The following is a 26,467-nucleotide window of genomic DNA, read 5'->3' as shown; positions in this document are numbered from 1 at the left end:
GACTAAAAAGATATAATTCACTCAAAATCAAACAAGGATTAAAATGAAATTGATTTCATGGAATGTGAACGGGTTAAGGGCTTGCATGACTAAGGGTTTTATGGATTTTTTCAATAGCGTAAATGCGGATATTTTTTGCATTCAAGAATCTAAAATGCAGCAAGAACAAAACACCTTTGAATTTAAAGGGTATTTTGATTTTTGGAATTGCGCGATTAAAAAGGGCTATTCTGGGGTGGTAACTTTCACTAAAAAAGAGCCTTTAAGCGTGAGCTATGGGATTAATATTGAAGAGCATGACAAAGAAGGGCGCGTAATAACTTGCGAATTTGAGTCGTTTTATTTAGTGAATGTTTATGTCCCTAATTCCCAACAAGCCCTATCCAGGCTTAGTTATCGCATGAGTTGGGAAGTGGAATTTAAGAAATTTTTAAAAGCTTTAGAGTTAAAAAAACCGGTCATTGTGTGCGGGGATTTGAATGTGGCCCACAATGAAATTGATTTAGAAAACCCTAAAACCAACCGAAAAAATGCCGGCTTTAGCGATGAAGAGAGAGAAAAATTCAGCGAGCTTTTGAACGCTGGTTTTATTGACACTTTCCGTTATTTTTACCCCAACAAAGAAAAGGCTTACACCTGGTGGAGTTATATGCAACAAGCAAGGGATAAAGACATTGGTTGGCGCATTGATTATTTTCTATGCTCTAATCCTTTAAAAACGCGCTTAAAAGACGCTTTAATCTATAAAGATATTTTAGGGAGCGATCATTGCCCGGTGGGGTTGGAATTAGTTTAAAGGTAGAAAGTGTGCGAAATAAAGACAGAAAAAAGCCTTACAAAGGGTGAGTCGTATTCAAAAGCAAAAGGCCATTTGATCCCCACTTCAATACTAGCGTCATGGTGGAATAGCACGGTTTGGAATTTAAACCCCACTAAACCCAACATCCTGAAATTTGAAGTTTTGAGCGAAAACCCTTGAATACTGCGCCAATCGTCAATGATGAAATTTGCGCTGTGCTTGGAAATCGTCCATGTGTTTTCAGCAACTTGCATGCCATAAAAAAGAGAAAATACATACAAGGGGTTTTTATTGTATTCCACGATCAAATCCCCTCCAAAGCCATAAGTGAACATGTTCGCTTGAGCGCCCGTTCTTTTATTAAGGATGACATTCCCATAATCCATAAAAAAGTAATAGCGCGAATAAAACCAGTAATTAGTGGGGTTAATCTCCCAGCCTAAAGAAAAGCTCGCCCCTTCAATCGTGCGTTTGAGATCGTTGTATTTTTCCATGATCATTTTCCCCACCTGGTATTGAGAAGCCACATAAAAACGGCTTTTGGCTTGCGTAAGGGTAGGGCTTAAAAAACAAACACTTAAAAATAAAGGGGTTACTTTTTTAAATAAATCCTTTGAAAAAAATTTCACACTTTAATACTTCCTGTTGAGTGGGGAGCTGAGATTGTCTTGGTGGTTAGTGGCTCGTTGCAAAACGTTATTCGTTCTTTTTTGCGAAGGATCAGCGTTTTCTTCATTATTGATTTCATCAATTTTATTTTCGTTATTGATCAAATCATTCGCTTCTTTGGTGACTTTTTCATCTTCTTCTTCATGCTCAATCTTTTTTATATCCTTATTCGCTTGATTGATTTGATTGTTTTGAGTGGTTTTAGTGTTGTTTTGGTGCGATTGGGACGATTTTTTAGGCTCATCTTTGCATGCGCTCAACAGGCTTAAAACAAAAGAGATAGCGATAAAATGAGTGATTTTAGATTTCATCAATTAAATTTCCTTAAGTCAATGTATAATTTGATTATCTTATCATAAAAATGATTAAGGATTGGCTAGGGTAAGAACAAATTGCAAGAAACAGATGACTTATTAAAAACATTGAATGTGAAATCGCTTTTAGAAGCCTTGCTTGTTTATACGCCTAAGGGTTATAAGGATTTAAGCTTGTTAGAGCGTTTTGAAACGGGCTTGAGCGGTGTTTTAGAAGTGGGTATTTTAGAGAAAAGAAACTACGCCAAAGTTTTAAAGATTTTCGCCTATTCCAAACGATTTTACAAAAATTTGGAGCTTGTTTTTTTCAATTACAGCGCGTTTTATTACAACCAATTTAAAACCGGCGAGAGTTTGTTTATTTATGGTAAATTAGAGCAAAGCTCTTTTAATCAAGCTTATATCATTAACACGCCTAAAATCCTTACCGAATTTGGAAAAATTTCTTTAATTTTTAAAAAAGTTAAAAACCATAAAAGAATACAGGAAAATTTACAAAAACTCCTTTCATTAGAAAATTTAAAAAAGGAAGGCGTTAAAGAGAATATCGCGCGTTTGTTGTTAGAAATCTTTTTCCCCACGCCACATTTTGTCAAGGATTTTGAAACGAATAAAAATTTCCCTTCACAACATTTAAATGCATTAAAATACATTGAAATGCTTTTTTATATGAAAAATTTAGAGCGCAAAAAATTGCAATTTGGCGCTAAAATCGCATGCCCCAATAATAGCGAACGCTTGGATAACTTTATCGCTTCTTTACCCTTTAAACTCACACGCGATCAACAAAACGCCATTAAAGAAATCCAAAGCGATCTCACTAGCTCCATAGCGTGCAAGCGTTTGATTATAGGCGATGTGGGGTGTGGGAAAACGATGGTGATTTTAGCGAGCATGGTATTAGCTTACCCTAATAAAACCCTTTTAATGGCGCCCACTTCCATTCTCGCTAAACAGCTTTATAACGAAGCCTTAAAATTTTTACCCCCTTATTTTGAAGTGGAATTACTGCTTGGCGGGAGCCATAAAAAGCGTTCTAATTGTTTGTTTGAAAAAATCACGCATATTATTATAGGCACGCAAGCGTTGTTGTTTGATAAGCGCGATTTGAATGAATTCGCTTTAGTAATCACTGATGAACAGCACCGATTTGGCACCAAGCAGCGCTACCAATTAGAAAAAATGGCGAGCAGTAAGGGCAATAAACCCCATTCCTTGCAATTTTCCGCTACCCCCATTCCTCGCACGCTCGCCCTAGCCAAAAGCGCGTTTGTGAAAACGACCATGATTAGAGAAATCCCTTACCCTAAAGAGATTGAAACTTTAGTTTTGCATAAAAGAGATTTTAAAATAGTGATGGAAAAAATCAGCGAAGAAATCGCTAAAAACCATCAAGTCATTGTCGTCTATCCGCTGGTGAATGAGAGCGAAAAAATCCCGTATTTATCGCTCAGTGAGGGGGCAAGTTTTTGGCAAAAACGCTTTAAAAAGGTTTATACCACTTCAGGGCAGGATAAAAATAAAGAAGAAGTGATTGAAGAATTCAGAGAGTCCGGGAGCATTCTTTTAGCGACTACGCTCATTGAGGTGGGCATTTCTTTACCACGATTGAGCGTGATGGTAATCTTAGCGCCCGAAAGGTTGGGCTTAGCGACTTTACACCAGTTAAGGGGGCGCGTGTCTCGTAACGGATTGAAAGGCTATTGTTTTTTATGCACGATCCAAGAAGAAAACGAACGATTAGAAAAATTTGCTGACGAATTAGACGGCTTTAAAATCGCTGAATTAGATTTAGAATACAGAAAAAGCGGGGATTTACTTCAGGGCGGAGAGCAGAGCGGGAATAGTTTTGAATACATTGACTTAGCCAAAGATGAAAACATTATCGCTGAAGTGAAACGGGATTTTTTAAAGGCCGCTAGCGTTTCACATGGAACATTTGAAAATTGAAAATTAAGGTGGAATTGGGTAATTTAAATCATTTAAAATAAAGGATAGCAATGCAAAATAAAGAAGTTTGTGAAGAAAAAAGCGTTAATGAAAAAAATTTAGAAATTTTTAATCGTTATTTTCCCAGTTGTTTGAGTGTGGAAAATGATGATAAACTCACGCTGGATGTGGGAAGATTAAAAGCGTTACTTGGGGATTTTAGCGAAATGAAAGAAGAGGGCTATGGGTTGGATTTTGTGGGTAAGAAAATCGCCTTAAATCAAGCTTTTAAGAAAAACAATAAGATTTTAAAGCCCTTAAACGAATCCACTAGCAAGCACATTCTCATCAAGGGCGATAATTTAGACGCTCTCAAAATCTTAAAACAAAGCTATAGTGAAAAAATCAAAATGATTTACATTGATCCGCCTTACAACACGAAAAACGAGAATTTTATCTATGGCGATGATTTCTCGCAATCCAATGAAGAGATTTTAAAAACATTGGATTATTCTAAAGAAAAGCTGGATTATATCAAGAATCTTTTTGGGTTAAAAAGCCATAGCGGGTGGCTTAGCTTCATGTATCCCAGATTGCTGCTCGCTAGAGATTTGCTCAAACAAGACGGCGTGATTTTCATTTCTATTGACGATAACGAAGCCGCCCAACTCAAACTTTTATGCGATGAGATTTTTGGGGAGGGGAATTTTTTATCATCTTTGACTTGGCTTAAAGGTAACGCTCAAAATGATGCGCAATATTTTCAAAACAATTATGAAAATATTCTTGTTTATGCAAAGCATGTTGAAGCGCTCAGTCTTAATCGCATGGCTTTAAAAAAAGAAGTCAAAGTATTTTGTGAAAATGATAAATATTATTATGAAGGAGCTGGGCTTACAACAGGCGGAGCTGGAGGGACTTTAAACGCACGAGCAAATTTAGGTTATAGTATTTACTATAATCCTAAAACGCTAGATTTTTTAGGTGTAGATGATTATGATAAAAAATTAGCAAAAAGTAGTAATGATGAAAACCTAGTTTATAACGATAGACAAGACTTATTAAAACAAGGCTATAAAATCATAAGACCACCAAAAAAGGGTGTTGGACTTGGGCGTTGGACTTGGGCGTTGGATACTTTTAATAGTAATAAAAATATTATTTCTATTAAAAAAAATAGTAGAAATGAATATGTAATTTGTAAAAAAGAATTTTTAGATAAAAAGCAAGTCAAACAAAATGAAAACGGCGAATTTTACGCTATTTTAGACAAGTCATCACCCACAAGAAATGTGATAGAAAATATCGGCGGTGGTAATGGGACAAAAGAAGTTAATGCCCTTTTTAATCAAAAGATTTTCAATAACCCAAAACCTACAAAACTCATCAGCCGACTGATTGAATTATCCACTAACGAGGGCGACATCATCTTAGATTTTTTCGCCGGGAGCGGGACAACCGCGCATGCCGTGTTAGAGAGTAATAAGAGCGATTATCAAAAATTAAGTGAGGGGGGGGGTTATTTAATGGCTTGAGCGCCGCATTTAAAGAAAGGCGCTTCATTCTCGTCCAATTAGATGAAAAAATTGACCCCAAGAAAGACAAAAGCGCGCATGATTTTTGTTTAAACACCCTAAAATCCACCTCCCCAAGCATTTTTGACATCACCGAAGAAAGGATTAAAAGAGCGGGGGCTAAAATCAAAGAAGCTTGCCCTCATTTAGATGTGGGGTTTAGAGCGTTTGAAATCATTGATGATGAAAAATTAGGCGATAAAAATCTGGGCGAAGCCACTCAAAAGGATTTATTCGCTTATTCCAACCCTGAAAAAAAAGAAACTCAAATAATTTTAATCAAGCTTTTATGCTTAGAGGGTTTGGAGCTAACCACCCCTATAACTTGCTTGATTGAAAACGCCTTGTATCTGGCTAAAAATACGGCTTTCATTGTGGGGGATGTGGAAATGAGCGGAATTTTAGAAAACTTGAAAGATAAAGGGGTGGAAAAAATCAGCATGTATATGCCCGCTATCAGTAACGATAGGCTGTGTTTGGAATTGGGCAGTAATTTGCTTGATTTGAATTTAGAGAGCGGCGATTTAAAGATTAGGGGGTAGAGGTGAAAATCAAATTCAAACGATTGGATTATCAAGAAAAATGCTTGAATCAGATTTTAGGGGTGTTTAAGGGGATCTATTTTGAAGAGCCAGAAAATGACGCTCAAAGGATTGCTAACCCTGTTTTTGAAATAGAGGCGCTCAAAGATGTTTTATTAGAAAATATTGAGAATTTGCGATCGAAACAAAAAATAACCCAGGGGAGCGTGGGGATTGAGAAGTCGTTAAACTGCGACATTTTAATGGAAACAGGCACCGGGAAGACCTTTTGCTTTTTAGAGTGCGTTTATGCCTTGCACAAAAACTACCATTTGTCAAAATTCATCGTTTTAGTGCCAAGCAACGCCATTAAATTAGGGGTTTTAAAGAGTATTGAAATCACCAGAGAATTTTTTAAAAGCGAATATTCTAACACGCATTTAGAGAGCTATGAAGATGTAGAAAGATTTATTTTAGCGAGCAACCACAAATGCTGCGTGTTGGTGATGACTTTTTCTGCCTTTAATAAAGAGAAAAACACTATCAATAAATCATGCTTAGAAAACACGAATCTGTTCAATGGCGCAAAAAGTTACATGCAAGCTTTAGCCAGTATGTGCCCTATCGTGATCTTAGACGAACCGCACCGATTTTTAGGCGATAAAACAAAAAAATATTTGGAACAATTAAACGCTTTAGTTACGCTCAGGTTTGGGGCGACTTTTAAAGATAATTATAATAATTTGATTTACGCGCTAGACAGCAAAAAAGCGTTTGATAATGGGCTGGTGAAAAGCATTAGCGTGGCGTCTGTGGGGGAGAGTGATGAGTATTTTTTAGAGCTTAAAGAGGCTAACAAAAAACAAAATGAAGCGACGATCAATTACACGAATTTAGAAAATAAAACTCAAAGCGTCAAAGTCAAAACGCATGATAATTTAGGCGCGCTAACTCATATCAGCGCTTTAGAAGATTACATTGTAGAAAACATCACTAAAAATGAGGTTCGTTTTCTCAATGGCGTTAATTTGTTGTTGGATCAAAAAGAGCCTTTTTCTTATTTTGTAGAGGGCGAACAAGAAGTGATGCTGAAAGAAGCGATAAAAAGCCATTTTGAAAGAGAAGAAGGGCTTTTTAAAAAGGGGATTAAAGCCTTGTGCATGGTGTTCATTAGCGGGGTGAATAGCTATTTAAGCGAAAATGAACAGCCGGCCAAATTAGCCCTTTTATTTGAAAAACTTTACCAGCAAGAGCTTGAAGAAGTCTTAAAAAAGCCTTTAGATGAAAATTATAGAGCGTATTTAGAGCACACTAGAGAAGATATTAAAAGAGTGCATGGAGGGTATTTCGCTAAAAGCAAGAAAGTGGGCGATGAAGATAAAGCGATCGAACTCATTTTAAAAGAAAAAGAGAAATTGCTGAGTTTTGATTCCGATCTCAGGTTTATTTTTTCGCAATGGGCGTTGCAAGAGGGGTGGGATAACCCTAATGTGATGACGATTTGCAAATTAGCCCCTAGCTCTTCCAATATCACTAAATTGCAACAAATCGGTAGGGGGCTAAGGCTCGCTGTGAATGATAAGGGCGAACGCATCACTAAAGAGCATGCTGATTTTGATTTTGTCAATGAATTGGTGGTGATCGTGCCGCAAGTGGAGGGGGATTTTGTGGGAGCGATCCAGCAAGAGATAAGCGAACACAGCTTGATCAAACAAGTATTTAGTGGGGAAGAGCTAGAAAAAAGCGGCATTGTTAAAAAAGGGTATTACGGGGTTTTATTGGAAACATTAGAGGGTTTGGGTTTTGGAGAAAAAACAGGTGATGAAAACTTTAAACTCACTCTCAATCAAAACGAATTTTTAAAAAAAGAGCCGGAACTAGAAAATTTAAAAAATGAAAAATACCTGGATCTTGAAAAATTAAAAGATTTTTTAAAAGATCGTTTAGTGGGTCATTTTAGAGTGAGGAACAAAAACGAGCGAAAAACTGAAAAAATCAAAATCAATAAAGAAAATTTTAAAAAATTTGAAACCTTATGGGCGGGTTTGAATCATCAAGCCCGGATCGCTTACGCCATTGATAGCGAGAGCTTGATTGATGAGATTGTCAAAAATATTAATTCTTCTTTTAATGTCAGTTCAAAAAGCGTTTTGGTTACGATGCATAAAAAAGTAGAAACTATGAGAAATAACGCCAAAACAGAAATTTTTGAGCGAGAAAGCGCATGCGTGTGGAGTCTGCATGAATTTATCAGCGCCTTGTCCAATAAGGTGAAATTGAGTTTTAAAAGCGTGGCTAAAGTGTTGGAAAACATTGATGAAAACAAGTTTGAGCTCATTAAAAAAAACGAACAAGAGGGCTTAAAGCGCTTAGAAGAGCTGTTTTTGGAAATCATTTATCAAAATATTAAAGATAAAATATCCTATCAAATGCGCGAAACGACGATTAAAAACAGAAAAAACGATGCGTTTTATGATGAAAAAGGAGAAATTAGAGAATTTTTAGACGGGAGTTTGGGAGGAGCGGATAAATATGAGATTAAAAATTCAAGCGTGCGAGAAAAATGCCTGTATGAAAATTTCATACAAGTGGATAGCGAGATTGAAAAAGACACGATTGAAGAATCTAACGACACTAAAATCATTGTTTTTGGTAAGCTCCCTAGGGTTAAAATCCCAATAGGGTTAAATCAAACTTATAGCCCTGATTTCGGGTATGTGGTTGAAAACAACGATAAAAAAGTGTTATTAGTGGTAGAAACTAAGGGGGTTGATAAAAAAGGCGAATTACGCCCTGAAGAAGAGCGGAAAATTTCAACCGCTAAGAAATTTTTTGAAGCTTTAAAAAAGCAAGGCGTGAATATTGAATACAAAACCAAAATGAACAAAGATCAATTGAGCGCGTTGATCAATGAAGTTTTAAATCGTAAAGATTAGAGTTACTTTAATGTTTCACATGGAACAATTTTAAAGAAAAGCGTTTTATTTAAAATTCACGGCGCTTTTGTTATAATCGTTTTTATCCCATTTCAAAGGCGTTTTATGATTCGTTTCACTCGCATCCCGCTCAAAGATTTTATTAAAAAATACAATCTCCAAGAACCCAAAAAGGAAACTATAGAAGATTTTGAAAAAGAAATAAACAGCTTATTAGAAAACACGCCAAGACAAGATGATGAAGAATTTCAAAAAAATGTAATCAATTCTTTTTTAAAAAACACCTATGGCTATGATTGTAATACCCATGAAAAAGTTGATAGCGCGATCTATGTGGATAAAGAAGTTTGGGTGCTTATTGAAGTCAAAGCCCTAAATAACAAGACAGAATTCCCTAAAAACAAAGAAAACCCGCTCAGTAAAGCCTTTTGTCAAATGATTTCGTATTTTTTAAAAGAGATGAAAGAAAATAACTCCCTAAAACACACCATTATTTGCAACGCGCATGAATTTTTTCTCTTTGATTGTAAGGATTTGCTCTTTTTAAAAGGAGATAATCGCATTACAGATTTCTATAAAAATTGCGCTAAAAAAGAAGGCACAGACACCGCCACCAAAAGATTCTACAGCGATTTAGAGGAATATTTAAAAAAGGATTTTGAAGGCGAACTCCGCTACACTCACTTTAATTTGAGCGGTGTTGATCCTAAAGAACTCCCTTTGATTTATCAAGTTTTAAGCCACGAAGTCCTTTTAAAACAAAAGAAAACCCTTGACGCTAACACGCTTAACAAAGATTTTTATGAAGAATTGCTTTACATTTTAGGGTTAGAAGAGCAACATGAAAAGGAAAATAAAAAGGGGAAAATTTTAATCAAGCCTAGCCGCACCAAAAACTCCCTAAGCGGTGCTTTAAAAAAAGAATACAAAAATTTAGACGATGAAGAAGTCATGGCGTTACTCATCGCTTGGAATAACCGCATCTTGTTTTTACGGCTTTTAGAAAGCCTTTTAATTTCTTTCAAGCATTTTGAAAAACCTTTCTTAACCACAGAAAACTTTAAAGATTTCAAAGCCCTAAACACCCTTTTTTTTGAAGTCCTAGCCAAGAAAAATAACGAGCGTTCCTTAGAAAAAGAAGACAAGATTTTAGGAAAAATCCCTTATTTGAATTCCAGTTTGTTTGATAAAACGCCTTTAGAATCAAACGGGCATGAAATCAGATTACTCAAGAACGAGTCTTTAGAGGTTTATCCTAAATCCATTCTCAAAAAAGACAAAGACTACCAAGAAAAAGAAGATTTGCCCTTGCTGGAATACCTTTTTGCCTTTTTGCACGCTTATAAATTCACCACCACCCCTGAAGACATTAAAGATAATAAGAATACCAGCGAAAGCCGTTTAATCAACCCTGCCGTTTTAGGGCTTGTTTTTGAAAAACTCAACGGCTATAAAGAGGGGAGCTTTTATACCCCAAGCTTTATCACAAGCTACATGTGCAAAGAGAGCATCACGCCAATCGTGTTGGATAAATTCAATCAAACTTATAATAAAGAGTGTGAAAATTTAGAAGAATTAAAAAATTATCTCAAAAATGATAGCTATAAAGAGGATAAACGCAAAGAATATTTGCAACTCCTTCTTGCTTTACGCGTTTGCGATCCGGCGGTGGGGAGCGGGCATTTTTTAGTTTCTGCGCTCAATGAAATGGTGTGGATCGCTTATGAGCTAGGGCTTATTGCTTCCTTGTATCGCCACTCTCTTAGATTAGAAAACGATGAAATCATCATTCACACGCCAGAGGATAAAGTCTTTAACTACACCATACCGATTAGAGAAAACGACCCCCACCACCAAATCCAAAAAGAACTTTTTGAGCTTAAAAAATCCATCATTGAAAACTGCCTTTTTGGCGTGGATATTAACCCCAATTCTTGCGAAATCACCAAGCTCAGGCTATGGATAGAGCTTTTAAAATACAGCTATTATATTTTTGAAGAGGACAAGAACACTAACGCGCTTGAAACCCTCCCCAACATTGATATTAACATTAAGTGCGGTAATTCGCTCATTTCACGCTTTAGCTTGCATGACGATCTCAAAAAAATCCCCAATATCAAAGCAAAAATCCAAGAATACAAAGATCTAGTCGCCCAATACAAAGATCCAAACCCTCTCTTTCCCTTAAATAAAACAGATCTCACCAACAAAATCCAAGATTTAAAAACCACTTTTTCCCTAGAACTCAAAGACCCTAAAACCAAAGCAGAGCTTGAAAAAGCGATTGAAAAGCACATTAAAAATTACAATGATTTTGCCCTAGACGATAAGAGTTTGCTAGATGGATTGGAGAAGGGTGTTGTGAGAATAAAAAATATTTTTGGCACGCCCAAACTAAGCCCCAAAGAAGAGGAAGAGGCTTTTGCGTCTTATGGGCGTATTAGAGCTTTAAGAAAAAAGCTTGATGATGCCTTAAGTGGTGGGGAATATCAAAATGCGTTTGAATGGCGTTTTGAATTCCCTGAAGTGTTGAATGATGAGGGGGATTTTTTAGGCTTTGATTGCATTATAGGCAATCCGCCTTATATCCGCCAAGAACAAATCAAACCCCTAAAGCCTTTATTAGAAAAGCAATACCAAGATTTCTACAACAGCTCCGCTGACATTTACACCTACTTTTTTGCCCTATCTTACCACCTTTTAAAAGAAAAAGGGTTTAACGCTTTCATCACTTCTAACAAATACGCGCGCGCCAAATACGGTGCTAAATTAAGAGAGTTGCTGCTCAAAAAAACCACCATTGTCAGCTACATGGAATTGAACGCCTTAAAAGTCTTTGAAAGTGCTGCAGTGGATACCAGCATTATGAGTTTCATCAAACAAACGCCCCCCAAAGAGAGCCAATTTAATTATTACGAACCCACCCCAGACGATAAAAACGATTTGAAAAGCGCCCACTCTCTATCCATGAAACAAAACGCGCTTTCAACAGAAAGCTTTATTTTTGCCAACACCTCTCTTTTAGATTTAAGGGATAAAATGGAGGGCATCGGCACCCCGCTCAAAGACTGGGATATTCAAATCAATTATGGGATAAAAACCGGCGCGAACGAAGCCTTTATCATTCCCACTGAAAAAAGAGACGCCATTTTGAACGCTTGCAAGACGCAAGAAGAAAGGGAGCGCACAGAGACGCTCATCAAACCCATTTTGAGAGGGAAAGACATTAAAAGGTATTCTTATGAGTGGGTGGGGGAGTGGATTATTTTTATACCTTGGCATTTTCCAAACACTGATAGTCAAAAAAGCATGGAGGAAAATGAACAAGATTTTTCTATCCATTATCCTATTATCTATGCTCATTTGCTTTCACATAAAGATGAACTTTTAAAACGCAATAAAGATGAAACCGGAAAGCGATATGAATGGTATTGTCTACAAAGATGGGCGGCAAGCTATTATCAAGATTTTGAAAAAGAGAAAATTGTGTATGGCGAGATTGTGCAAGAGCCACGATTTTATTTAGATAATGGAGAATGCGAGTTAGGGTATTTTTATGCAGAAGCTACGAGCTTCATTCTCACAGGAGAGCATTTGCGCTATCTTTTAGGAATGTTGCATTCTAAATTGATTACTTTTGCTTTCAAAACTTTCTATGCAGGCGGAGGACTAGGCGAGAGTGGCTATCGCTATAAAAAGGCTTTTATAGAACGGCTACCCATTCCCAAAATCACCTCTAAAAACCAAGAATTGGCCCGTAAGATCACCGCTTGCGCGAAGCAAATTCTAGCGCTAAAAGAAAAAGACCCTAAAGCCAACACCCAAGGATTAGAAAAAGAAATTGACGCTTTAGTCTATCAGCTCTACCACCTCACCGATGAAGAAATTAAAATCATTGAAAACGGGCAGTGAATAAAAAGCGCTTGTTCTTTGTCTAAGAAACACCCCCTTAAAAAAGGGGGACTCTTGAAAAACTATCGTTTGATTTTTAATTCCAAACAAAACCCCAAAAAACTGATTTTTAGGTATAATGTTTCCCAAGAGTATTTACTATGATTTTTTCTCATAGAAGTCTCCTAGACAAACTTTACCCCCTAATCTCTAGTGGAATAAAAATTAGGGGGTGAGCGTTATTTTATCCTAATCTTAAAAAAACGATTTTTATAAAAGCTTTAAATCACTAATTTAAAATCATATTAAAAAACTTCACAAGAAATAAAAAACGCTTTACCTTAAAGGAAACCCCTTAAATAGGGGAAACCTTTGGCTCTTAATGGGTTTTTTTAACAACGATTTTAACCCTATACTTAAAAAAAGGTATTTTTAAGTATAATACAACCAAAGGCTTTTTACCATGTTTTTTGGACATAGTAATCCTTTGAAGGTAATTTACCCCCTAATCTCTAGCGAAAAAAACTAGGGGGTGAGCGTGATTTTATCCTAATCTCACAAAAACGATTTTTAAAACTACAAATCACTAATTTAAAATCATATTAAAAAACTTCACAAGCAATAAAAAGCGATTCACCTTAAAGGAAACCCCTTAAATAGGGGAAACCTTTGGTTTTAATGGGTTTTTTTAACAACGATTTTAACCCTATACTTAAAAAAAGGTATTTTTAAGTATAATACGACCAAAGGCTTTTTACCATGTTTTTGGACATAGTAATCCTTTGAAAGTGATTTACCCCCTAATCTCTAGCAAAAAAACTAGGGGGTGAGCGTTATTTTATCCTAACCCTTAAAACAAGCAAAAACAATCAAACGCAGTTTAAAGATTAAAAAGCTTTTTCTAACGCATGGTTTTGGACTAAAACCATAAATAGTAGGGATCGTAATGTTTAAAGCAAACGCCTTAAAAACTAAAAAATACCATAGAATTGCTTTTGAATCTGTATATTGGCAATGGGAAAACTTTCAAAAAGAGAGTAATGTTAATGAAAAAAGTGAAAGAAAAGACTTATTTTGAATGTCTTGATGAGATTTCTCAAAATAAACTTTTTAAGGGATTGTTAGGATATGGGATGTTTGTAGAAAGAATTCCTAATTTTCTGACATCAAAGCCTTTTTACAGATATTGCAAGAATAATGAAAATAAGATATTTCCCAAACGCAAGATGGGGTATCAGCATATTACTTACGAGGGAATAAGAGATATTGGAACACCAAGATATTTTGCTATCCCTAATCCTTTGGCTTATTATAATCAATGCAAAATTCTACGGGATAATTGGGATAAACTAAAGGAGTATTTTAAAGAAAAGACAGATGGCAATACCCACAAGATCAGCCGCATCCACATTCAAAAAATTCCTAAAAATAAAAAAATTTTTCAAAACGATTATTCTAAAGATAGAGTTGCTATGAGAAAAAGTATTTTTGATATGGGTCATAAAGATATTTTTTGTGAGGGGAAATTAGGGAGGAGTATTCGTATTGGTGCGAGATACAAGCTAAAGGCTGATATATCCACTTGTTTTCCAAGCATTTATACGCATTCAATTCCTTGGGCAATAAGGGGTAAAGAAATTGCTAAAAAAGACAAAAATCATTGGAGCGATGAGATTGATACCCAAACAAGAAACATGAATCATAAGGAAACTATGGGGATTCTTATTGGACCGCATAGTTCCAATTTGATTTCAGAAATTATTTTAGTCGCCGTTGATAGGGATTTAAAAAATTTAAGAAAAGAGCAAAATAAAACAGAATATAGATATATTAGGCACATTGATGATTATACTTGCTATGTGAATTCAAGAGATGAGGCAGAACAATTTACAATCGATCTCGCAAAGTGTCTTAAAAAATATAACCTTTCACTCAACCACAAAAAAACAAAAATTTTTGAACTCCCCTTAACGTATGAAGAAGAATGGATCAATCAGTTAAAAATTTTTAAAATGGATGAGTATAAAGGGAAAATTAAATACCCTAGTGTTGTTGCTTTTTAGATAAATCTATTGCATTGATAAAGCAAAATGATAATAAGGCTTCCATTTTAAAATATGCTATAAAAATGCTCAACAAAAAGAAGATGACAGATAACGCAAGAGAATATTATTTTAGCACCTTGCACCATTTAGCTTTGCTCTATCCTTATTTAATCCCTTGTATTGAAGAAGTGTTTGATAACAATAACTATTCGATCTAAACCAATCAAATTCAAGAAATTTCTAAGGATATATTTAAAGCAGGGTCAAAAAACAATAATCATGAAGCTTGTTCTTATGCGTTGTATTTCTCTCTAAAATATGATTTTGAGATGGAAAAAACTTGCCATAGTATGGCCCTTGAAAGTAATGATTGTATTTTTATGCTTTTAGGACATTTAAGGGCAAGAAAAGATTCAGAGAGTTCTGCGATTGATGAATATTTAAAAAGAGCTGAAACGATGATTAAGTCATGTGTATATTAGATGATGAATTTTGGCTTTTTGCATATGAAGTATTGAGAGTTGAAAACGAAAATGCATTAAAAAATTGCAATGGTTGGAGTGAATTGTCAAAAAAAGGGATTTCATTCATCAAAAAAGAATTTCAAAAATAAATTAAAAAAGTTACTGAATTCCCTAAACATGTGAATAGCTCACTAGTTGAACCATCAAGCGATTTTTGCTATTCTAAAAGGCTAAATATCCATTGAAAAAACTTGAATTATTTCTCTAGAATTAGCTTTAAGAAATTCAAGAGATTAAAATCATTGGAAAAGAAATGGTTAGAAAAGTTAACAATATTTAGTTAAAATTAGCAAAAACTAGCTAGGAGGTATTGATGGTCAATACTTTGGAACTAGCAAAATATATTCTTAAGCATTCAAACAAAGAATTGAGTAACTTAGAATTACAAAAAACTTTGTATTTCACAGAGCTTGATTATATCAAAAAGTTTGACAAACACCTAGTTTCTGATGATTTTGAAGCTTGGAAATACGGGCCTGTTGCAAGAGAGGTGTATCTATGAATACCGCAATTATGGTGCCAATTCTATTGACAAACCCAAAGAAGAAACTCTCTCGCAAAATCTTAGAAAAGATGAACTTGAAACCATCAACCACTCCATAGAAAAATGCAGCAAAAAATCCTATTGGGACTTAGTGAAAGAGAGTCATAAAGAAAATGGCGCTTGGCATAAAAGCTTCAAAGAAGACAAAAAAGAAATCATTAGCAAAGATTTGATCAAACAAGAAGCAAAGCAAACAAATGGAAACTAAAGAAGAAGATAAAGATAAAAAGCTAGAAGAAATGATTGTATTGCTGTGCGAAAAGGGGGATTTGTCTAGTCAAACAGATCAAATCATCAAAGATCTCAAAGAAATCTATGAAGGAGAATATAGGCATAAATACTCAAAAATTACAACTACTATTTTAAATTCCACAAGGGATAAAGAGCAAGCCTTTATGACGCTCACACAAAATATAAGGACACTCCAAGAGATTCAAGATAATAAAGAAGTTGAAAGCATTAAACCAAAATTAGAAAAGCTTTATGATCACATGAATTTAGAGTGTATCAGGTTGCAAGATTTTGATGAGAAAATGAGCAGAGTTAAAGATGTTTCTAATAAGCTAGAAGATGATCTAAATAAAAACTATAAAAAATTAAGCGAAGAATTGAATAAGCAACAAACACAATACATAACCATTTTAGGTATTTTTGCTTCTATTGTTTTAACATTTGTTGGGGGATTGGCGTTTTCTACTTCTGTTTTATCAAATATTGATAAAGCGAACGCCTGTCGCTTGGTTTTTGTTATGGCTTTTATAGCTTTATTTTTTTGGGAATATTTTGTATCTGCTTTTTTCTTTTTTATCAAAAATATCCTTATCAAAAGAGAAAAAAGATAAACAAGAAAATTTTTGCAAAAAACCCATGTTTTGGTTTAATCTAATAGTTACAATTCTATTTGTGATTGGTTTTTATGGAGAATTGCATATAATACAGAGATTAGTTTCTATATACAAGGCTTAGTTTCTAAATATCTTTAAATTCAATCCAGCCCATTTTTTGTGTCCATTCTAATAAAATTTGATGCAAATTTTTCTTAATTGAGTGTTTTTTGCAATTTTGAAAATCTCAATACTCATTCATTAAAAAACCTGAATTATTTCTTTCAAATTTAGCCTTAAGAAATTCAATCACGCACTTATTTAATACCGCTCTTAGCTTAAAGTCCTTTTGATTAAAGACTCAATAAGTTTCACAGAAATCATTTTAATTCTTAAACAAAGATTCTAAAGCTTCTACCCCTACTTTTGGCGTTTCTTTTTCGCTTTCATTTTCTGCGTTTTCTTTCACGCTAGGAATGGTTTCAAACTCTATGTGATAGCCTGTAAGCATGGACGCTAAGCACACATTCACCCCGCCTTTACCGATAGCCTTAGATTTTTCAATGTCTAACAAACGCACTTTAGCCTTTTGCAAATGGTTATTGACAATGAAACGCTCTTGAATGGATTCTTTTTCTTCAGCATTCAATTCTTCTATAGGGATTTTTTTGATTTCAACGCTTAAAATTTTGGCTGGAGCGAGCGCAAGAGTGATATAAATTTCAGGCACATTAGAATACTCTATGCAATCAATATTTTCTTTATTCAATTCGTTACTTATCGCATTAATGCGCACGCCCTTAACCCCTACAGCCGCGCCTATGGGGTCAATCCTGGCGTTATGGGAAAAAAAGCTCACTTTCGCTCTGTTGCCTGGGATTCGCGCGCAATGGATGATTTCAATTTCTTTATCTTTAATTTCAGGGACTTCTAATTCCAACAAGGCTTCAAGCATTTTAGGGGTGGTGCGGCTCAGCTCTAATAATAAGCCTTTTTTCGTGCGTTTGACTTGCGTTAAAACCGCTTTAATGCTATCGCCCACTTTAAAACTCTCGCCCTTGATGCGATGGCGCATGGAAAGAACGCCTTGAAATTGCTGCTCGATCTCAATAAAAGTGTTTTGATTGCTATCCACTAAAATCACTTGCCCCATTAAAACGCTGTTAAGGCGCTTTTGAAACGCTTCAAAGTGGCTGTCTTCCAACGCTTTTTCTAACTGGTATTGCAAATCTTTAAAAAGGCGGTTGATCGCTCCTTGCTTCATGCTCTCCAAACTCAAGCTGTAAGACAATTCGTCTTTAATCTTAACGCTTGGATCCATTTCTTTGGCTTTAGACAAGCTGATGTATTTAGAAGGATCATTAATCAATCTTTCATCATCATCTTCTAAAACTTCTACCAACTGGATAAGCTGGAGCTGCTTGTTTTCTTCAACCACCAAGTAGCGCGCTAGGGGGTCTAACTCATTTTGCGCCATTTTTAACAAACAGCCTTGAATCACTTTTGAAATCATCTCTTTAGGCAAATTTTTTTCATACGCAATGCATTCTATAAGGTCGCTGATTTTTTCCATTCTTAAGTTCCTTTAAATTGATGTTCTATCGTTTTCTATCATTCTCTATTGTGGGGGATATGGCGCGTTTAAAAGAAATTTTATTATAGCGAATTTTTAAGCCTTGTTAAGGATTTCTTTTAAAACCAGAGCGATTTTTTCAAAATCTTTTTCATTCAGGCTAAAGACTTCAAAGCACACAAATTCGCATGAAATTCTTGTAATAACGCCTTTTTGGAAAAGCTTTAAATAAAGTTTCTCACCATTTAAAGCGTGGGTGTTTTTAGGCTGGATTTTCACGCAAAAGGATTCTAATTCCCTATCGGGCAAATTCCCTATTTTAGAAAAGCTAGAGGCTATGCTCACGTTCAATTCTAAAGGCTTTAAAAGGGCGTAGAGTTTCAAGGCTTTTTGCAATAAGGCGTCTTTAGTTTGGTGGAGTAGTGCATGAATGGCGATTTCTTCTTGATGATTGACCCATGCTTTTAGGCTGCAAAAAAGCAAGGTGAGCGTGATCTTATCCGCTCTCAAGGCTCTATAAAGGGGGTGGTTTTTTAACATTTCAACCCATTCTTTTTGCCCCATAATAATGCCGGCTTGAACGCTGTTAAAGCATTTATCCGCGCTAAAGCTTAAAAGCGATGGTTTTAGAGCTAAAATTTCTTCTAAAGCCGTTCTATTTAATAAATCCACATCCCCTAAATTGTAATAATCAATCAAACCATGCTCTTTAGCCAGGGCTTGCAAATCTTTAAAAGGCGTGTCTTTTTGAAAAGCGGGGTTGTGGGTTTTAAAGAGCATTTTGCTGTTTTCATTCAAGGCTAAGCGGTAATCCCTTAAATAAGCGCGATTGGTATTCCCCACTAAATGCAACCTAGCCCCACTATTTAATAAAATATCTTTAAGGTTAAAATTCCCCCCCACTAATTCGCCATAAGAAACAACGATTTCTTTTTCTTGCGCTAAAGCGTTAGCGATGAGAAATACCGCGCTGGTGTTATTATTGACAATCAAAATTTCTTCAGCGTTAAAACACGCCTTAAAAAGTTGTTTTAAAGGGGTTAAGCGGTTCTTTTTTTTAGCGGTGTTGAGATCGCATTCTAAATCAATGGGTTGGGTTAAAACTTCTTTTAAATAAGGTTCAATTTTTTCATAAAATTGCGGGCTAAAAAACGATCGCCCATGATTTTCATCAAAAACGCTCGTGCTCGCATTGATGATTTTTTGATAAGGGTTTTTCAAAAGATCCGGGGTTATTTCAAGCGTTTCTTTAGTCGTGATGTTAGCCATGATGAGCGCGTTTGCTTTTCCTTTTTGAAGTTTAAAATAAGCGTTATTTTAAACTAAACCCGCTAAATTTTTGATAAAACTACTTTTTTAAAATCCTTAAGAGCATTTTAATGAGTTTATTGAGGGAGCGGAACTTTTTCCATAGAGTTTGGCGGTTTCTATAGGGCTTTTTCATGTTTGTTTCCATGTTTAAAATTCAAAAAGAAATCCTAAGATTCCTTTCATTTTAGAATTGATAGGATACCTCAAAACGCGCATTAAATCCAGGAGCCGGAAGCGCCATGCGCTTGCCTTTAGGGATCATATCGCTCGCTGGAGCGTCCGCGCTCGCTTGAAACACAGAAGTTTGATCCACATATTGCTTGTTTAAGATATTATTAAACACGGCTGAAATCCTTAAACCCTGCCATTTTTTAGAAGGCGGAGTCCAATTGATAAAGATATTATGCACGCCATACCCGGGTTTATGGATTTTTATCAAGCCGTATTGCGGGTAATAGATAGAATAGCCCTCATAATACATGTTAGTTACAAAGCGTGAGAGCCAGGTTAAAGTAAGCCCCCATCTGCGAACATCATAATCGGCTTTTAAGATAAACACATTCCCAGTCGTTGCAGCTAGAGCGTAGGTGTCCGCTAATAAATGCCCCCTAGCCGTTGGCCAAGAGCGAGCCACTGAGAAAGTCCCTAAGAAATTCTTATACCTCACATTCCCTGAAACTTCATAACCATAGATATTAATGGTTTCGGGCAAATTCCCTGACATGTTTTTTGCGGTCGCATTACCCCCTCCATTTTTAGAAGTGTCTTGCCCGTAGCTGTTGATGAAGTTATTGATGACTTGATAGAACGCTGCCCCGCGCACATTGAAATACTTGCTGTTGTAATCCACATTGAATTCCACGTTTTGACCGATCGCAGGGCGCAAGTTCCTTTGATAAATCACCGTAGGATCGCGCATCAAAACGCCATCGCCAGGCAAAGCCCCCTTAGTTACATACGCATAACTCACTTTCAAGCCAATGCTTTCAATGGGGTTATAAAGCACGGTTGCAGAAGGCGAGAAACCAGAAGTTACATGCGTGCGGCCGTTTTTGTCTAGCAAGGTGTAAATATCATAACGAGTTCCCGCACCCACGATCACATTGCTTAAAATATTGTAGTTCGCTTGCATAAACCCTCCGATGATATTCCCAATCGCATGCGAATTTTGGGGCATGTTACGATAGAGCGGGTTAGGCGTGTTTAGATTTTGAGGGTATTGAGAGCTTTGATCGGTGTAGTAATGGCGGTAAGGCAAGCCCGGCCCATTAGGGTCGTTAGGATCAATGTTGTTTTTATAATAGCCGTTTTTGCCTTTATCTAATCCAGAGAAAACGCTCAAGTTTTGATAAATCATGCCGTATTCAAACACATTCCCATAATCTTCGCTAATGGGGTGGGTTACTTTAAAATTAACGCCTGAGTTGATTAAGAAAATCCTTCTGGCTAAAGTCCCCTCAGCGTCCGCATTCCCTAAAGTCCAATCGTTTGCGCTAGGGTTTTGAGCGTTAGGGGGGGTCATGTCATAATCAGGATTTTTAGGGACAAGCCCATGATAAACATTCGCGCTTGCAGAAAGCATGGTAGCGCTAAGCTGCCCGTATCCTGCTTGCGCCCCTCCACTAGAATCGCTATCCCCTTGCCAATTAATAGAGTTAGGCGCGCCATAGCCTATTTGATAGCCTCCATTAGAAGGCCTGATAGCCCCTTGCGTGCATTGGCTGATGTTGTCCGGGTTGTTACACCACTCTTTCACTTCAGGGATGTAATCCGGGTTGGCCGGCTCGTTAGAATTGTAAGCGAAAGGATTCACCACAGGGTTATAATTGCCCCCCCTTACCCCTAAAAAGGCGGTGGATTCAACGCGCGGCTGGTTGAAATTAGGGCCACCTTCATGCTTGTATTTCAAGCTCAAATTGTGGTTGAAGTTGATCGTATGGGCTAATTCTTTCCCAAAGTCAATCACAAAAGGCGCTGGCTGGCTTCCTGGGTCGTTGGCTTTGGAGAGGGCTGAAGTGGTGTTAGGGCGTAAAAGCCTTGTAGAATTGTCTCGTGTGAGGTTGTAGCTCACGCTAATGCTATCGGTTTCGTTGATATAACCATTAATTTTAGCTAAAACGCTATTGACTTCACTCGGAGTCCCTACGCTCATTTCGCTATTGCTCGGATCTTGTAAATCGTAGTTAGGGTGGAAGACATTCCTAAAAGCGTTGTTCCCGTCTCTATAGTAAAAGATATTTTGATGGTTGTAATAGGCTAGAATATCCCAATTCTTCCCACGATAGGCTGCGGTAGCGTTCATGCGGTATCCAAAGTTGGTATAAAAGGCCGCTTCCGCTTTAGCCCCATAAGTTTGATTCTTCCTTAAAAAGTCGTTAGCGTCAATCGTGGTGAAAGACAATTTACCCGCAACAGCACCAGGGCCTGCTGAAGCGTTTGCTGCCCCTTTAATCACTTCCACTTCTTTAACCATGTTAGGATCGATCACGGTGTTAGCGTCATGGTGGAAAATGTTACCATTTTGAGCGACGCCATCTATTGTTACCCTTAAAAGGCGGGTTTCAATCCCCCTAACATAGATCTTTTGCGCCATTAAGCCCCCACTGGCCACATTCACATCCGCTCTAGTCCTAAAAATATCACGGACTTGGTTGCTTTGGCGTTGTTGGAGCTCTTTTCTGTCAATATACATTTTATTGTTGTATTCAAAAGTCCTTTCACCCTTAGTGGTTACCTTACCCAAAGTGTGGGTTGTTTCTTGAGCTTGCAAACTGCTAGCGACAATACAAGAGACAAACACGATACGAAATTGATTTCTAAGCATTTCTTTTAGCCTTTTTATTTACTTTTTTCTAAAAAATTTAGTCAAGTTTTAAACCTAAGGTTATTATTACATTATTCTATTTAATAATACCTTAAATTTGTTTTAGGATTAAGAAAATACCAAGAAAAATGTGATTAAAAAAAGTTTTAGCATTTTACTGAGCGGTTGATTACTGAGCGGCCGAATCGATCACTATGCGTGAAGAAGCGCTACTGATCCCTCTTAAAAAAGTTTGAGAAGACACATTGATTTCAGCGTTTTGGCGGAAAATATCGCTTGGTTGGTTGCTTTGGCGTTCTTCTAAATCATGGCGTTTGATGATAATGGTATTCCCCCATTGAAAGGGTCTATAAGCGCGCTTCTTTTTAATGACAAAATGAGGTTCTAAATTTAAAAATTGCGCGTAACTGGGGAAATATAGCGGCTCTAATAAAGGGTTTATGGGGTGTGCTTTTAAAACCATAAGGAGGAAAAAGAGGCTAAAGATTGGTTTCATAGTAAATTTTCACGCTCGCTCCCACTTGAGAATTGGGAGAAATTTCTAATTTGCTGATTTTCAAATAAAGCTCAGAGATTTCACTATAGTGCGTTTTTAGAACATGGCTCAAATCTTTCAGGGCGTCTTCAATGAGAAGATATTGTTTTTCTTGCATCATCTTTTGAATGATTTCTTGGATTTCCATGTAGTCTAAATAAGCCTTATTGGGTAATTCCGTGTAGAAAAGATCCAAATCCACGCTTATTTTTTGGGGTTTTAAGCGTTCAAACTCTAAAATCCCTAAAATCGTTTCAAACACCAAGTTATGGATATGGACGGCTTGTTTAGTTTTCATAAGACTTTCTTTTCCTTACCGGCTAATAAATTAAAAATATTGCCCGCATGCTTGATAAGGGTAAAAATAAAGATTAATACCATAGGCGTTTGCGTGCCGACTTCTTTAAGGATATTGACGCTGTCTGGGATATGCATATAAGGCACAAAAAAGATAAGAACAGTCGCTGTGCCTACCCCTAGAATGCTAGCGAGTGAAGAGATTTTAAGCACCTTACCCACAAAAAACCACACCGTTAAACCGATGAGGCTTTCAATAGGAATGAGCAACACCACAGAGCCCATGATCGTAGAAACGCCCTTGCCTCCATTGAAATTCAAAAAAGGCGAATAGCAATGCCCTAAAATGCTAGCGATAGCGACCATCCATTGCAAACTGTAATCCAACCCAAACAATTTGCTTAAAAACACCGCGAACATGCCTTTGAATAGATCCAAGATCAAGACTAATAAGGCCATTTGTTTGGCGTTACTCACGCCCTTACTTTGTAAAGCGCGCAAGACATTCGTCGCGCCAATGCCGCCTGATCCGATTTTAGTAATATCCATGCCGTAAAAGATTTTCATTAACGCATAGCCAAAAGGAATCCCCCCAATAAGATAGCCCAAAAGGGTGAAAATCACATTGATATTGGTCAGGAAATTTAAAACGCTTTCCATAAATACCCTTTCAAATAAAATAGCGTTCATTATAACATGTTGCTTTTTAAGTGAAAGCGTTAAGTTGTTAGGGTATAGTGGCTTAAAAATTTTAGGATATTGAGAATGCTTGAAACTTCTAGCCATTTTTTAAAATCGTTTCGCTTGAAGCGTTATATAGGGTTTTTATTGATTTCTTTAGCGCTATTAATCACGCCCTTCATTCGCATTGATGGGGCACATTTGTTTTTAATCTCCTTTGAACATAAACAACTGCATTTTTTAGGCAAGATCTTTAGCGCTGAAGAATTGCAAGTCATGCCTTTTATGGTGATTTTGCTTTTTATAGGGATTTTTTTCATCACCACTAGCCTTGGGCGTGTGTGGTGCGGTTGGGCTTGCCCGCAAACCTTTTTAAGGGTGCTTTATAGAGATGTGATTGAAACTAAGATTTTCAAACTCCATAAAAAGATCAGTAACAAACAAGAAAGCCCTAAAAACACCCCAAGCTATAAGATCCGTAAAGCGTTGAGCGTTTTGTTGTTCGCTCCTGTTGTGGCAGGGCTAATGATGTTGTTTTCCTTTTATTTCATCGCCCCAGAAGATTTTTTTATGTATCTTAAAAACCCTAGCGATCACCCTATCGCTATGGGTTTTTGGCTTTTTAGCGCCTTAGTGGTGCTGTTTGATATAGTGGTGGTTGCGGAGCGTTTTTGCATTTATTTATGCCCTTACGCTAGGGTGCAATCGGTGTTGTATGACAATGACACCTTAAACCCTATTTATGATGAAAAGCGCGGCGGAGCGCTTTATGACAAGCAAGGTCATCTCTTTCCCTTACCCCCTAAAAAACGCAGCGCTGAAAACGAATGCGTGAATTGTTTGCATTGCGTGCAGGTTTGCCCCACGCATATTGACATCAGGAAGGGCTTGCAATTAGAATGCATCAATTGCTTAGAATGCGTGGACGCATGCACGATTACCATGGCCAAATACAACCGCCCTTCACTCATCCAATGGTCTTCAACTAACGCCATTAACACGCGCCAAAAAGTGTGCCTAGTGCGTTTAAAAACGATCGCTTACATGGGGGTTATCGCTGTTGTGATAGCCCTTTTAGCCATCACTTCGTTTAAAAAAGAACGCATGCTCTTAGACATTAACCGCAACAGCGATCTGTATGAATTGCGATCTAGTGGGTATGTGGATAACGATTATGTGTTTTTATTCCACAACACGGACAATAAAGACCATGAGTTTTATTTCAAAATTTTAGGGCAAAAAGACATTCAAATCAAAAAGCCTTTAAACCCTATCGCCATTAAAGCCGGGCAAAAGATCAAAGCGGTAGTAATTTTACGAAAACCCCTAAAAAGTAACGCCACAGAATACAAACACGCTAGAGACGCTTTAATCCCTATCACAGTACAAGCTTATAGCGCAGACGATAAGAATATTACGATAGAAAGGGAATCGGTGTTTATCGCACCAAGTGAGGATTGAAGCCTAAAACTAGCGCTCAATCACTTCATAAGGCAAGCCTTGTTTGATCAATTCTTCCATAAAGGGATCGGTGTTTAATTCTTCTATATTAAACACCCCGGCCCTAAAATGATCCGCGCTCCAAGTGTCATTACAAATCATTTTAGCCGCGCACATCGCTGGCACACCGGTGGTGTAGCTTATGGCTTGCGATCCCACTTCTTCATAGCATTTTTTGTGATCGCACACGTTGTAAATGTAGAGCGTTTTGTCTTGGTTGTTCTTAATGCCGGTCATATAGCACCCGATGTTGGTTTTGCCGGTGGTGTCTTTGGCTAGAGTCGCTGGATCAGGAAGCAAGGTTTTTAAAAATTGTATCGGTACGATTTTTACGCCTTGATGCTCTATTTCTTTAATGCCTAGCATGCCGACATTTTCTAAGCATTTCATGTGGGTTAAATAATTTTGAGAGAAAGTCATAAAAAACCTCGCCCTCCTCAAGCCTTTAATGTTTTTGACTAACGATTCCAATTCTTCATGGTATAAAAGATACGAATCCATTTCGCCAATCTGCGGGTAAGCCCACACTTGCTTGATTTCTAAAGGCTTGGTTTCAATCCATTTGCCGTTTTCATAATAACGCCCTTTAGAGCTGACTTCTCTCAAATTGATTTCAGGGTTAAAGTTCGTAGCAAAAGGGCGTTTGTGATCCCCAGCGTTACAATCTAAAATATCTAAAGTATGGATAGTGTCAAAATGGTGTTTTTGAGCGTGAGCGACATAAGCGTTCGTAACGCCCGGATCAAACCCAGCCCCTAAAATCCCTAAAATCCTTGCTTCTTTATAGGCCCTATCAAACGCCCATTGCTCTTTGTATTCAAATTTTGCTAAATCCGGGTGCTCGTAATTGGCGGTATCAATGTAATGCGTTTTAGTTTCTAAACATGCTTGCATGATCGTTAAATCTTGATAGGGTAAAGCCACATTAACAACGACTTTAGGCTTGTGTTTTTGGATTAAAGCGACTAAGGCTTGCGTATCGTCTGCATCCACTTGCTCAACGCCAATTTCCCCCAAACCCTTTTTGAGCATGCTTTCTTTAATCGCATAGCATTTGTCTAAGCTCCTGCTCGCTAAAATGATATTTTTAAACACATCCTTGTTCATGCCCATTTTGTGCGCTACCACACTGCCTACGCCACCAGCTCCAATTTGTAATACTGTATGCAAGGAACA

16 protein-coding genes and 3 pseudogenes are annotated in these 26,467 nt (G+C 37.0%); 10 read left to right on the top strand and 9 right to left on the bottom strand.

The genetic code is table 11. The annotated features are described in order from the left end of the window. The first annotated feature begins 43 nt into the window (after window positions 1–43). Entirely contained in the window at window positions 44–796 is a 753-nt protein-coding gene (locus FIM66_RS00430; protein WP_140489529.1) for an exodeoxyribonuclease III, read from the top strand. Here the strand turns inward: FIM66_RS00430 and FIM66_RS00425 are convergent. After that, window positions 793–1,428: an outer membrane protein gene (locus tag FIM66_RS00425; protein ID WP_140599778.1), complete on the bottom strand. Its 636-nt coding sequence runs from the start codon at window positions 1,426–1,428 to the stop codon at window positions 793–795. The genes FIM66_RS00430 and FIM66_RS00425 overlap by 4 nt on opposite strands. 3 nt (window positions 1,429–1,431) lie before the next feature. After that, the gene (locus tag FIM66_RS00420) at window positions 1,432–1,779 is read right to left on the bottom strand and encodes a hypothetical protein (RefSeq protein ID WP_140599777.1); all 348 of its coding nucleotides are present in this window, start codon (window positions 1,777–1,779) and stop codon (window positions 1,432–1,434) included. An 81-nt stretch (window positions 1,780–1,860) separates the two neighbouring features. Here FIM66_RS00420 and recG point away from each other — a divergent pair, with 81 nt between their 5' ends. The 8 genes and pseudogenes from recG (at window position 1,861) to FIM66_RS00385 (ending at window position 16,712) form a co-directional block, all read left to right on the top strand. Further along, window positions 1,861–3,732: an ATP-dependent DNA helicase RecG gene (recG, locus tag FIM66_RS00415; protein ID WP_140547813.1), complete on the top strand. Its 1,872-nt coding sequence runs from the start codon at window positions 1,861–1,863 to the stop codon at window positions 3,730–3,732. A gap of 50 nt (window positions 3,733–3,782) precedes the next feature. After that, window positions 3,783–5,246: a site-specific DNA-methyltransferase gene (locus FIM66_RS00410; protein ID WP_341472521.1), complete on the top strand. Its 1,464-nt coding sequence runs from the start codon at window positions 3,783–3,785 to the stop codon at window positions 5,244–5,246. Next, on the top strand, window positions 5,243–5,827 hold the full coding sequence (locus tag FIM66_RS08275) for a site-specific DNA-methyltransferase (RefSeq protein WP_238699879.1): 585 nt from the start codon (window positions 5,243–5,245) through the stop codon (window positions 5,825–5,827). The genes FIM66_RS00410 and FIM66_RS08275 overlap by 4 nt, the downstream gene beginning before the upstream one ends. A gap of 2 nt (window positions 5,828–5,829) precedes the next feature. Continuing rightward, window positions 5,830–8,742 carry a type III restriction-modification system endonuclease gene (locus FIM66_RS00405; RefSeq protein ID WP_140599776.1) on the top strand — a complete coding sequence of 971 codons (2,913 nt, stop codon included), beginning with the start codon at window positions 5,830–5,832 and terminating at the stop codon, window positions 8,740–8,742. A gap of 105 nt (window positions 8,743–8,847) precedes the next feature. Beyond that, window positions 8,848–12,654 (top strand): type IIG restriction enzyme/methyltransferase, encoded by a 3,807-nt coding sequence (locus FIM66_RS00400; RefSeq protein ID WP_140599775.1) that lies wholly within the window; start codon window positions 8,848–8,850, stop codon window positions 12,652–12,654. 1,019 nt (window positions 12,655–13,673) lie between these two features. Further along, window positions 13,674–15,291: pseudogene (locus tag FIM66_RS08270) on the top strand (RNA-directed DNA polymerase). A 224-nt stretch (window positions 15,292–15,515) separates the two neighbouring features. Then, window positions 15,516–15,954 (top strand): annotated as a pseudogene (locus FIM66_RS00390) (Panacea domain-containing protein). Beyond that, a pseudogene (locus FIM66_RS00385) lies at window positions 15,944–16,712 on the top strand (hypothetical protein). Before FIM66_RS00390 ends, FIM66_RS00385 begins: the two co-directional pseudogenes overlap by 11 nt. Before the next feature lie 243 nt (window positions 16,713–16,955). Here FIM66_RS00385 and nusA read toward each other — a convergent pair. The 6 genes from nusA to plsY form a co-directional block, all read right to left on the bottom strand. Then, window positions 16,956–18,143, bottom strand: coding sequence for a transcription termination factor NusA (gene nusA, locus FIM66_RS00380; protein ID WP_140599774.1), 1,188 nt, complete (start codon window positions 18,141–18,143; stop codon window positions 16,956–16,958). A 96-nt stretch (window positions 18,144–18,239) separates the two neighbouring features. Then, on the bottom strand, window positions 18,240–19,412 hold the full coding sequence (locus FIM66_RS00375) for an aminotransferase class V-fold PLP-dependent enzyme (RefSeq protein ID WP_140599773.1): 1,173 nt from the start codon (window positions 19,410–19,412) through the stop codon (window positions 18,240–18,242). 226 nt (window positions 19,413–19,638) lie between these two features. After that, window positions 19,639–22,278: a TonB-dependent receptor gene (locus FIM66_RS00370; RefSeq protein ID WP_140599772.1), complete on the bottom strand. Its 2,640-nt coding sequence runs from the start codon at window positions 22,276–22,278 to the stop codon at window positions 19,639–19,641. A 169-nt stretch (window positions 22,279–22,447) separates the two neighbouring features. After that, a complete protein-coding gene (locus tag FIM66_RS00365) occupies window positions 22,448–22,774 on the bottom strand; it encodes a Plug domain-containing protein (protein WP_120851965.1) in 327 nt (108 codons plus the stop codon). Continuing rightward, complete coding sequence (locus FIM66_RS00360; RefSeq protein ID WP_140463058.1) at window positions 22,758–23,111, bottom strand: FolB domain-containing protein; 354 nt, start codon at window positions 23,109–23,111, stop codon at window positions 22,758–22,760. Before FIM66_RS00360 ends, FIM66_RS00365 begins: the two co-directional genes overlap by 17 nt. Further along, window positions 23,108–23,770 carry a glycerol-3-phosphate 1-O-acyltransferase PlsY gene (gene plsY / locus FIM66_RS00355; protein ID WP_000446716.1) on the bottom strand — a complete coding sequence of 221 codons (663 nt, stop codon included), beginning with the start codon at window positions 23,768–23,770 and terminating at the stop codon, window positions 23,108–23,110. The genes FIM66_RS00360 and plsY overlap by 4 nt, the downstream gene beginning before the upstream one ends. 105 nt (window positions 23,771–23,875) lie before the next feature. On the opposite strand from plsY, the gene ccoG reads away from it, so the two are divergent. Further along, window positions 23,876–25,252, top strand: coding sequence for a cytochrome c oxidase accessory protein CcoG (gene ccoG, locus FIM66_RS00350; RefSeq protein ID WP_140599771.1), 1,377 nt, complete (start codon window positions 23,876–23,878; stop codon window positions 25,250–25,252). Between the two features lie 9 nt (window positions 25,253–25,261). On the opposite strand, the gene FIM66_RS00345 is transcribed toward ccoG, so the two are convergent. After that, entirely contained in the window at window positions 25,262–26,461 is a 1,200-nt protein-coding gene (locus tag FIM66_RS00345) for a saccharopine dehydrogenase family protein (RefSeq protein ID WP_140547819.1), read from the bottom strand. Window positions 26,462–26,467: the final 6 nt, after the last annotated feature.

Origin of the sequence: Helicobacter pylori, from assembly GCF_006439795.1 — a bacterium.
In the GTDB taxonomy this organism is placed as follows: domain Bacteria; phylum Campylobacterota; class Campylobacteria; order Campylobacterales; family Helicobacteraceae; genus Helicobacter; species Helicobacter pylori_CR.
Note: the sequence above shows the minus strand (reverse complement) of the source record. Positions and strands in the feature narration are given on the sequence as shown.

Bases quoted from the DNA above. Each gene is read 5' to 3' on its own strand.
- FIM66_RS00430 (WP_140489529.1), top strand. From the start codon at position 44: ATGAAATTGATTTCATGGAATGTGAACGGGTTAAGGGCTTGCATGACT.
- FIM66_RS00420 (WP_140599777.1), bottom strand. From the start codon at position 1,779: ATGAAATCTAAAATCACTCATTTTATCGCTATCTCTTTTGTTTTAAGC.
- FIM66_RS00410 (WP_341472521.1), top strand. From the start codon at position 3,783: ATGCAAAATAAAGAAGTTTGTGAAGAAAAAAGCGTTAATGAAAAAAAT.
- FIM66_RS00400 (WP_140599775.1), top strand. From the start codon at position 8,848: ATGATTCGTTTCACTCGCATCCCGCTCAAAGATTTTATTAAAAAATAC.
- nusA (WP_140599774.1), bottom strand. From the start codon at position 18,143: ATGGAAAAAATCAGCGACCTTATAGAATGCATTGCGTATGAAAAAAAT.
- FIM66_RS00375 (WP_140599773.1), bottom strand. From the start codon at position 19,412: ATGGCTAACATCACGACTAAAGAAACGCTTGAAATAACCCCGGATCTT.
- FIM66_RS00370 (WP_140599772.1), bottom strand. From the start codon at position 22,278: ATGCTTAGAAATCAATTTCGTATCGTGTTTGTCTCTTGTATTGTCGCT.
- FIM66_RS00365 (WP_120851965.1), bottom strand. From the start codon at position 22,774: ATGAAACCAATCTTTAGCCTCTTTTTCCTCCTTATGGTTTTAAAAGCA.
- FIM66_RS00360 (WP_140463058.1), bottom strand. From the start codon at position 23,111: ATGAAAACTAAACAAGCCGTCCATATCCATAACTTGGTGTTTGAAACG.
- plsY (WP_000446716.1), bottom strand. From the start codon at position 23,770: ATGGAAAGCGTTTTAAATTTCCTGACCAATATCAATGTGATTTTCACC.
- ccoG (WP_140599771.1), top strand. From the start codon at position 23,876: ATGCTTGAAACTTCTAGCCATTTTTTAAAATCGTTTCGCTTGAAGCGT.